Consider the following 7509-nt stretch of genomic DNA (forward strand, 5'->3'; position numbering starts at 1 on the left):
CGCCCAGTTCCAACCCGGCCGGATCATCGATTGGGTGCCGGGCCGCTGCCTCCACGACAATGCCGAAATCACCTGCGCAACGGCACCGGACACGCGGGGCACCGCTCGGCCTTGATCGGCGCACAGGTCTTGCACAAATGGGCCCAAACCCGCACTATTCATTCATGCTTGACGGTTTTGACCTGAAGATCCTGGCACTGTGGCAGGAGCGCGGCGATATCGGCCCGGTGGAAATGGGCGAAGCCATCCACCTGTCTGCCTCGCAATGTTCGCGCCGGATGGCGGCGCTGAAAAAGGCCGGCCATGTCCGCGGCTTCCGCGCCGTGCTCGATCCGGCGGCGGTCGGCGTCGGCCTGATGGCCTATGTGCTGCTCACCATGAAGAGCCACTCGCCCGAAGCGGCCGAAGCATTCCGCGCCCGCATCCTTGAACTGGATGAAGTGATGGAGTGCCACAAGCTGACCGGCGAGGCCGATCTGATCCTGAAGGTCGCCACCCGCGATCTGGCCAGTTTCAACCAGCTGCTGTCTCACCGCATCCTGGCCGCGCCAGAGGTGGCGACCGCGCGCTCCTCCATCATCCTCGATGAAGTGAAGAGCACGACAGCGCTGCCGATCCGGATTTAGAAGAACGCCTGCAGCCCGGTCTGGGCGCGACCCAGGATCAGCGCGTGGACGTCGTGCGTGCCTTCATAGGTGTTCACGGCTTCCAGGTTCATCACGTGCCGGATCACGCCATATTCGTCGGAAACGCCGTTGCCGCCGTGCATGTCGCGGGCGACGCGGGCGATATCGAGCGCCTTGCCGCAATTGTTGCGCTTCAGCAGCGAGATGGCTTCCGGTGCCAGGCGCTTTTCGTCCATCAGGCGGCCGGCGGCCAGCGCCGCGCAGAGACCAAGCGTGATTTCGGTCTGCATATCGGCCAGCTTCTTCTGGATCAGCTGCGTTGCTGCCAGCGGCCGGCCGAATTGCTTGCGGTCCAGCGTATACTGCCGGGCGGCATGCCAGCACCATTCCGCAGCGCCCATCGCGCCCCAGGCAATGCCGAAGCGCGCGTTGTTCAGGCAACCGAACGGCCCGGCCAGGCCCTCAACGCCCTTCAGGATGCGCTCTTCGGGCAGATGCACATCGGCCAGCACGATCTCGCCCGTCACCCCGGCGCGCAGGGAGAATTTGCCTTCGATCTTGGGGGTCGAGAAGCCTGCATCGCCGCGTTCGACGATGAAGCCGCGGATCTTGTCGTCCTCACACTTGGCCCACACCACCGCCACATCGGCCAGCGGCGAATTGGTGATCCACATCTTGGCGCCGCTGAGCAGCCAGCCGCCCTGCACTTTCTTCGCGCGGGTCTTCATGCCGGCCGGATCGGAACCGGCATCCGGTTCGGTCAGGCCGAAGCAACCGATGAGTTCGCCGCTGGCCAGGCCCGGCAGATAGCGCTCACGCTGCGCTTCGGAGCCGTAAGCATAGATCGGATACATCACGAGGCTCGACTGCACGCTCATGGCCGAACGATAGGCCGAATCCACCCGCTCCACCTCGCGCGCGATCAGGCCATAGGCGACATAGGATGTGCCAGCGCAGCCATAACCCTTGATGGTGGGCCCGAGCAGGCCGGCAGCGCCGAACTTCTTCATCAGCGCCGGATCGAATGTCTCGTTGCGGTTGGCCAGCTTCACCACCGGCATCAGTTCGGCATCGCAGAAGGCCCGCGACGCATCGCGCACCATCGTCTCTTCTTCGGTCAGCTGACTGGCCAGCAGCAGCGGGTCTTCCCAATCGAACTTGGGCCACTTGGGCGCGAAATGCTGAACATCGGTGGCAGCTGCAGTGGCCATGATCGAAACTCCTCTTGTTGCCCTGCTTTAACCGCCAGTGGCCGCTGCGCCAAGGCTTGCCAGCCGCGACAAACGGGTTCAGCTTTGCGGGCATGAAGCTTGCCTCCTTGAAATCCGGCCGCGATGGCCGCCTCGTCGTTGTCTCTGATGATCTGGCCTGGTGCGCCGCGCCGCCGCCCATGTATCCCACGCTGCAATCGGTGCTGGATGATTGGGATCATGCCGCTCTGGTGCTGGAAGGGGTGGCGCTGTCACTGGCACACGATGCCGTGCCACATGCGCGATTCCACGAACGCGCGGCTGCAGCACCGTTGCCGCGGGCCTTTCAGTGGGCGGATGGTTCGGCCTATGTGAACCATGTCGAACTGGTCCGCCGGGCGCGCGGCGCGGAACTGCCGGAAAGCTTCTGGAACGACCCCCTGATGTATCAGGGCGGCAGCGACCATTTCTTGTGCCCGCGCGAACCCATCGCCTTCCACGATCCGGCCTGGGGCCTCGATCTCGAAGCCGAAGTCGTGGTCGTCACCGGCGATGTGCGCCAGGGCGCCAGCCGCGAGGAAGCGCTGGAGGCCATTCGCCTGGTGGGCCTGGTCAACGATATCTCGCTGCGCGGCCTGATCCCCGATGAACTGGCCAAGGGCTTCGGCTTTGTTCAGTCCAAGCCCGCTTCGGCCCTGTCACCCGTGCTGGTGTCACCGGCGGCGCTGGGAGAACGTTGGCAGGATGGCAAGCTGATCGGCACGCTCAATGTCGATCTTAACGGCCAGGCGTTCGGCCGCGTCGAAACCCATATCGACATGACCTTCGATTTCGGCACGCTGATCGCCCATCTCGCCAAGACGCGGGCCATCGGCGCCGGCAGCATCATCGGTTCGGGCACCGTATCCAACCGCGATGCCGATGGCGGCCCCGGTAAACCCTGCGCCCACGGTGGCCACGGCTATGCCTGCATTGCCGAACAGCGCATGGTCGAAACCATCCTGTCGGGCGCGCCGACAACGCCCTGGCTCAGCCCCGGCGACGTGGTGCGCATCGAGATGCTGGACGAAAAGCACCACAGCATCTTTGGCGCCATTGAGCAGACGGTGGTCACTGCCGGCTGATCTGGCGTGGCGGCCGGAACGGGCCGCCACGCTCTTGCATCAGCCGAAGATCACATCGCCCGCACCAAGGCTGGTCACGCCGGCAATCTCGAAGCTTTCGCTGAGGCCGCCGCCATAGGTGACCGTCCAGATCTCGCCGACATTGCTGAGCGTGGCGCCCACACCGAAACCGCTCAGCACCAGCACGTCGCCGCCGGCCACGCCAGCGCCCTGGAAATCCAGGATGATGTCACCATCGACTTCGCCGCGCGCAAACACGAAACTGTCGTTACCGGCACCGCCGCTCAGCATGTCGCCGCCGCGACCGCCGATCAGCCGGTCGTTGCCGCCGCCACCATTCAGCGTGTCGGCCTGGCGGCCACCGGTGAAGGTTTCGGCTGCGGCCGTGCCGATAATCTCGACCGCGAAATTGCCGTTGCGGGCACTTACAGCCTCGACCGACAACAGCGTGGAGCCGCTGGCATAGCCGCCGGTCACAAAACCGGTGGCGAGATTGATCGTCACTGCTTCGCCGGCCGACGTCACCAGGAACGTGTCCTGGCCCAGGCCGCCACTGACGACATGCACGCCGGCCACGGTATCGCCACCGAATGTATCGTTGCCGGCATCGCCGAACAGGCGGTTGCTGCCGGCGCCGCCCTGAATGGTATCGGCGCCGTCGCCGCCGAACACGGTGTCGTTGCCGGCGCCAGCGAACACGCGGTCGTTGCCGGCCAGCGCGTTGATGATCTCGGAAGCGGCCGTGCCGTTGATTGTATCAGCACCAATGGTGCCGGGGATGCGCACCGGCACGGTGAACAGCGCCAGTGCAGCATCGTGATCGGTGGATATCTGCTGGGCTTCGAGCAACTGGCTGTTGATGTGAACGGCGTCGAATTCGGCGCGGGCAAACAGGCTGCCGGTGGCGACGATGTGATCCAACTGCTGGTTGTTGCCATCGAACTGGTAGGAATAGCGCTCGGCCTCCGGCAGCAGATCCGAAAGATTCTGCATCAGCCCGCCGCGGGTGAGCGCGCCGATGCCGCCTTCCCAGGTAAAGCCGTTGAAATCGCCGAGCACGGCAATATTGGCCTGGCTCCCGGTGGTGGCACGCGCATCGATCCAGGCGCGCACCGCTTCACCCTGCGCCGTGCGGGCAGCATCGGCGGCGTTAGCCGGCGGCTGGATGGCACCCCACAAGGCATCGGAACCGCCGCGCGAGGTGAAGTGCACGTTGACCAGCGTAATGGCCTCGCCGTTGAATTCGAACGTGGCTGCCAGCGGACGACGCGAACCTGTAAAGGCCGGGCCGTCGATCAGTTCAACCGAGCCCGCCACAAGCGACACGCGGGCCGGATCATAGAAGAAGCCGTTGCGGATATTGCCGCCGGGCTCCCCACCGGTGGTGCCCGGCGCCGACGGCGCGATTTCGACATAGGCATAGGTCGGGCCACCGGCGGCCTGGATGGCCGCGATCAGCGCTGCCGCCGTGGCCGCGCCCGACAGATCGGTTCCATTCCCGGCACCATCGGCATCCTGGATTTCCTGCACGCCAATGATGTCGGGCGATTTCAGGTTGGTGACAATGTCGCTGGCCAGGCTGGCAAGCTTGGCCGGGCTGTCGTTGGCCGACAGGTTTTCAACGTTGTAGCTGGCCACCGACAATTTGTCCGCGGCTTCGGCCAGGGTGGTGACTTCCTTGGTGGCCGTCACGTCGAGCGTCGTCGTCACGGCCTGCGTCACCAGCACTTCAAAGGACTGGAAGCTGTAGGAGACAACGCCGGTCACGTTGGACAGGCGATCGCCGATGGAAAACTGGTTGCTGAAGCCGGCGAACAGCCCGTTGTCGTTATCGAGCTGAATGCGCTCCGGATTGTTGTCGGTCGCTGAAATGGTGAGTCCGCCGCCGGCAGACTGGCCCGTTGAGCCGGCGCCACCCGACACCGCAATATAGGTTTCGCCAAAGCTGTTGGTGTTGGAAATGGCGATCGGCGTATCGAGCGTGATCAGCATCCCTTCCAGCGATTCCCAGAAATCGATGCCGTCCTGATCGGGATCATAGGTGCCGAAGCCATCGTTATCGATGATCTGGGTGGGCGGCAGCCGGCCGCCCGTGCCGATGGTGACGCTTTCCGCCACCGCTGTACCGAGGTTGAGCGCCGACGGGCTGGTCAGCTGAGTAATGGTGAGGTTACGGCTATCGCCGCCAGGGCGGAATTCAGACACCGTTGCCGTGACCCGTACCAACTGGCCAAGCGCGAACGTGGGGGCGCTGTTGGTGAACACGAAGATGCCATCAGAGGTGTTGGCATTGCCATCCGAAGCACCCAGCGCAGACTGGATATAGTAACCATTGGTATCAAGGGCCGTCACCACGCCTTCGGTCTGCACCACCTGGCCAACGAAGGCGCTGGTGTGGCCAAGGCCCTGGATTTCGCCGATGGTGCGCAACTGCAGCGGCTGCACCGTGGTGAAATCCAGCACGCCAGCCGCGATACCGCCAAAATCATTGCCCGTAGCGTCTTCCAGGATGCCGGCCGGCGCGGTGAGCGTGTAGGTCGTGCCGGCCACCAGATCGGTGCTGGGGTTGATGGTGACGGTGCTGCCGCTGATCGTCACCTGGCTGTCGGTGACCGCGATGACCCGGACATCGCTGCCGTTCGAGAGGGTGAAGCTGCCAGCGCCAGCCACCACGGTTTCGCTGAACCGCAGCACGATATCGCTGGCCACCGGCACGGCGGTGGCGCCATCGTCGGGATCAGTCGGATTGGAACCAACCAGTACCGGCGCGATAGTATCGCCTCCGACGAGCGGGATGGACGACACGATGATATCATCGATGCCGACAGCTTCATCGTTGCCGGCAGCGTTGGTGGTTATGATGCGGATTTCCAGGCTGGCGCTGTCGTTTGCGCCGGCCGGCAGCGTCACATCGATCGGTGTCAGCTGCGTGTCGGCGTTAGCGGTGGTGGCATCGGCGACATAGGCGACGTTGTTCCAGCTGCTGCCGGCCACGCGCCATTGCACCGCTACCTGCTGGATGGCGTTGTCGGCCGAAGCATCGATATCGCGGATGTTCGCGCGGAAACGGATATCCTGCCGGCCAACGGAATCGAGATAGAGCGCGATCGACGGCGCGTCAGCCGTGCCGGAGCCGTTCAGCGCGATGGTTGGATTGGTCAGTGTCGCCAGCAACACCCCGCCGGCCGACGGATTGCCGCTGGCCGAGCTGAAATAATCGACCACACCTTCCGACGATGCGGCACTGGTGATGGTGCGCGGATCAGCACCGGTTCCTCCAACCAGATCGTCCCCGCGATAGCCAACGATGCTGGGCAACAGATCCCAGTTATCGATGCTGAGCAGGCCAGCGGCCGCGCTCCAATCCTGTGTGAAATCACCCGTGGAAAGCTGGAAACGCGCTGTCGACATAATTCGCCCCCGAATACAGGCAACCGATCGGGCGAGCCGGGAATCGGATCCACCACGGTTGAGATTGGTCTTCTACGTCAGTTAAAATTGGTAAATGAAGCGCATATGACAGTTATCACCAAGAAAATGTTGACGGTGTCGACATGGTTCGAAAAAGCGCTCCCGGATGCTGTCAGGTGTGCTGCATTGCTTGCCCGGCCGCGTCGTTGCGGCTATCAAATACATATATGGTGGTTAGACCGCATCGCAGAGGACGCGCGCAGGCAAAAGCCGAGCACGGGTTCGAGGGGGCTTGGTGGGTGTAACCGCCGCATTGCTGATCTTGGCTGCCGCCCAGGCAACCGGTGCCACGCCGGCCAGGGCAGCCTCTGTGCCTACAGCCAAGGCAGCACCGGTCCAGGCCAGACCTGCCCCGGCCACCCGCGCTGCAGCACCATTGGCGGCCGCCGATCAGGCTTGGCTAACCGCGCTGGCGGCCCGGACGGTGGTGGATCTGCCGATGCGCCTGCGCGCGGCGGCCGATGCCCTGCCGGCTGTGGGTGAAGGCCGTGAAGGCATCAACATTGCCGACGCCCAGACCCAGCAGGCCCGCAGCCGGCTGTTTCCCACGTTGGGCGTCGATGTGAATACCGCCGATACCATCGCCCGCGATTTCCGGCGCCAAAGCACGCAGTTCGAAAGCTTGGTGCCGCGCCGGCGCACCGATGCCATCGGATCAGTCAACCAGCTTCTGGTTGATTGGGGGGCAACGTCGGCCCGGATCCGGGCTGGTCAGGCTGCCGAAACCGGCGCCCGCGCCTATTATGACCTAGCCCGCACCGATGCGCTGGTGGCGCTGCTGGGGGCCTGGCACGAAGCCATCGCGGCTCGCGCCAGCCTGCAGCTCACAAAGGGCCATGCCAAGCGGCTGGAGCGGCTGGCGATGATGGTGGGCAAGCGCGCCGACGCCGGTGCCGAAAGCACGGCCGACAAGGCGCGGGCCGATGCTGCCGCTGCCCAGGCGCAGACCCGGCTGGCCGACGCCCAGCGCCGCGATGCCGCGGCCAACGCGCGGATGACCGAATTGTGGGGCAAGCTGCCCGATCAGCCGGCGCGGGCGTTGCCGCCCCCCGAAGATCCCGGCGTTGTCGATACCCCCGATGTGCGTGCGGCCAAGGC

At 64.5% G+C, this 7509-nt stretch carries 5 protein-coding genes; 3 read left to right on the forward strand and 2 right to left on the reverse strand.

The window, feature by feature from the left end:
• The first annotated feature begins 164 nt into the window (after nucleotides 1–164).
• Nucleotides 165–626, forward strand: a complete 462-nt coding sequence (locus RT662_RS01130) for an Lrp/AsnC family transcriptional regulator (RefSeq protein ID WP_313668418.1) — start codon at nucleotides 165–167, stop codon at nucleotides 624–626.
• On the opposite strand, the gene RT662_RS01135 is transcribed toward RT662_RS01130, so the two are convergent.
• Nucleotides 623–1837, reverse strand: coding sequence for an acyl-CoA dehydrogenase (locus RT662_RS01135; RefSeq protein WP_313668419.1), 1215 nt, complete (start codon nucleotides 1835–1837; stop codon nucleotides 623–625). The genes RT662_RS01130 and RT662_RS01135 overlap by 4 nt on opposite strands.
• Nucleotides 1838–1929: 92 nt before the next feature.
• On the opposite strand from RT662_RS01135, the gene RT662_RS01140 reads away from it, so the two are divergent.
• A complete protein-coding gene (locus RT662_RS01140; protein ID WP_313668421.1) occupies nucleotides 1930–2940 on the forward strand; it encodes a fumarylacetoacetate hydrolase family protein in 1011 nt (336 codons plus the stop codon).
• 39 nt (nucleotides 2941–2979) lie between these two features.
• On the opposite strand, the gene RT662_RS01145 is transcribed toward RT662_RS01140, so the two are convergent.
• Complete coding sequence (locus RT662_RS01145; protein WP_313668422.1) at nucleotides 2980–6351, reverse strand: Ig-like domain-containing protein; 3372 nt, start codon at nucleotides 6349–6351, stop codon at nucleotides 2980–2982.
• Nucleotides 6352–6646: 295 nt separating this feature from the next.
• Between RT662_RS01145 and RT662_RS01150 the strand changes: the two genes are divergently transcribed.
• Nucleotides 6647–7509: TolC family protein (locus RT662_RS01150; protein WP_313668424.1), on the forward strand; the 863-nt coding region annotated here is incomplete at its 3' end.

Origin of the sequence: Sandarakinorhabdus sp., assembly GCF_032115815.1 — a bacterium.
Lineage (GTDB): Bacteria > Pseudomonadota > Alphaproteobacteria > Sphingomonadales > Sphingomonadaceae > Sandarakinorhabdus.

Bases quoted from the DNA above. Each gene is read 5' to 3' on its own strand.
- RT662_RS01130 (WP_313668418.1), top strand. From the start codon at position 165: ATGCTTGACGGTTTTGACCTGAAGATCCTGGCACTGTGGCAGGAGCGC.
- RT662_RS01135 (WP_313668419.1), bottom strand. From the start codon at position 1,837: ATGGCCACTGCAGCTGCCACCGATGTTCAGCATTTCGCGCCCAAGTGG.
- RT662_RS01140 (WP_313668421.1), top strand. From the start codon at position 1,930: ATGAAGCTTGCCTCCTTGAAATCCGGCCGCGATGGCCGCCTCGTCGTT.
- RT662_RS01145 (WP_313668422.1), bottom strand. From the start codon at position 6,351: ATGTCGACAGCGCGTTTCCAGCTTTCCACGGGTGATTTCACACAGGAT.